This is a genomic window from Caulobacter sp. (genome assembly GCF_049283275.1).
Taxonomy (GTDB): Bacteria; Pseudomonadota; Alphaproteobacteria; order Caulobacterales; family Caulobacteraceae; genus Caulobacter.
Genome location: NZ_JBAPVS010000238.1, coordinates 1 through 1,719, shown reverse-complemented (window position 1 = coordinate 1,719; position 1,719 = coordinate 1). Strand labels below are relative to the sequence as shown.

The window sequence follows — 1,719 nt, the reverse complement described above, 5'->3', positions numbered from 1 at the left end:
CGCCCAGAACCTGGTGCCGCTGGTGCGCGACGCGACGGGCAGCAATCTGGCGCCCATGCTCGCCCTGGCCGCCGTCCTGCTGGTGACCAGCGTGCTGGTCTTCTACGCCATGGCCCGGTTGGACAGGGCGCGGGCGGGTGCTGCGTGAACCGCCGCCGGGTCGTCCTTGGTCTGGCCGCCCTGGCTTGGCTGGCCGCCACGCCTCTGCGCGCCGCGCCGCCCAAGCTGCCCGCGTCCGTGGTCTGGGTCGGTTCGTGGGCCTCGGCCCAACAGCCGATCGAACCACGCGGCGCGGCGCCGGACGTCGACCTGACCGGCGTGACCTTGCGCCAGGTGGTGCGTCTCAGCGTCGGCGGCGACCGGGTCCGCCTGCGTCTGTCCAACGCCTTCGGAACCACGCCGCTGCGCCTGTCCGCCGTCCACGTCGCCCGCGCCGCGGCGCCGGGCTCGCCGCGCATCGATCCGGCCACCGACCGCGTGGTCACCTTCGCCGGGGCAGGGGAGGCGACCATCCCGGCCGGGGCCGACTACCTGTCCGATCCGATCGACCTGGCCGCCGCGCCGCTCTCCGACCTGGCCGTCAGCCTCCGCTACGACGCGCCGCCCGTGGACCAGACCCTGCACGCGGCCTCGCACGCCACGTCCTGGACCCTGGCCGGCGACCATGTCGCCGCGCCCGATCTGCCCGGGGCTAAGACCTTCACCCACTGGCTACAGATCTCCGGCGTGGACGTGGCGCGCACGTCCGGCGCGTCGGTCGTGGCCCTGGGCGACTCGATCACCGACGGCAGTTGGTCGACCACCGACGGCAACGACCGCTGGCCCGACGTCCTGGCCGCCCGCCTGCAGGCCGACCCGCGTACGGCGCACCTCGGCGTGCTGAATGTCGGCATCGGCGGCAATCGCGTGCTGCTGGACGGCCGGGGGGCCAGCGCCCTGGCCCGCTTCGACCGCGACGTCCTGGCCCAGGCCGGCGCGCGCTATCTGGTCGTGCTGGAGGGCGTCAACGACCTAGGGACCCTGACCCGCGACGGGCCCGTCTCGCCGGAGGAGCACGCCGAGCTGGTCGCTCGCATCACCGCCGCCTATGCGCAGATCATCGCCCGGGGCCATCAGCGCGGCCTGCGCGTCTATGGCGCGACCATCCTGCCGTTCGGCGGGGCCAAGACCTACCATCCCGACGCCCGGAACGAGGCGGATCGCCAGGCGGTCAACGCCTGGATCCGCGCGCCGGGCCATTTCGACGGGGTGATCGATTTCGACGCGGCCACGCGCGATCCAGCCGCGCCCGACCAACTGCCGCCAGCTTACGATTCCGGCGACCACCTGCATCCCTCGCCCGCCGGCTATCGCGCCATGGGGCAGGCGCTCGACCTGACCCTGTTCGGAGCCAAATGATGAAGATCCGGGCGCTACGCTGGTGGATGATCGGCTTGGTGATGTTGGGCGCGGTGCTCAACTACCTGACTCGCAGCACCCTGGGCGTCGCGGCCCCGACCGTGCTGGCCGACCTGCACATCGGGCCGCAGGAATATTCCTGGATCACCGGCGCCTTCCAGCTGGGCGTGATGCTGCAGCCTCTGTGCGGCTATGTGCTGGACTCCATCGGGCTGAAGCTGGGCTTCGCCCTGTTCGCCACGGCTTGGTCGCTGATCACCATGGCCCATGGATTCGCGGGGAACTGGCAGGTCCTGCTGGGGCTGCGCGGCGCCTTGGGCG

At 72.4% G+C, this 1,719-nt stretch carries 2 protein-coding genes and 1 pseudogene; all 3 read left to right on the top strand.

Annotated features, from left to right (window positions below; all coding sequences use genetic code 11):
- Positions 1 to 148, top strand: a pseudogene (locus WAL33_RS13550) (MFS transporter); the annotation flags it as partial.
- Positions 145 to 1,398 (top strand): SGNH/GDSL hydrolase family protein, encoded by a 1,254-nt coding sequence (locus tag WAL33_RS13545; RefSeq protein ID WP_422182073.1) that lies wholly within the window; start codon positions 145 to 147, stop codon positions 1,396 to 1,398. The pseudogene WAL33_RS13550 and the gene WAL33_RS13545, both read left to right, overlap by 4 nt.
- Positions 1,395 to 1,719 (top strand): MFS transporter (locus tag WAL33_RS13540; protein ID WP_422182072.1); only part of this gene is annotated, 325 nt, incomplete at its 3' end. The genes WAL33_RS13545 and WAL33_RS13540, both read left to right, overlap by 4 nt.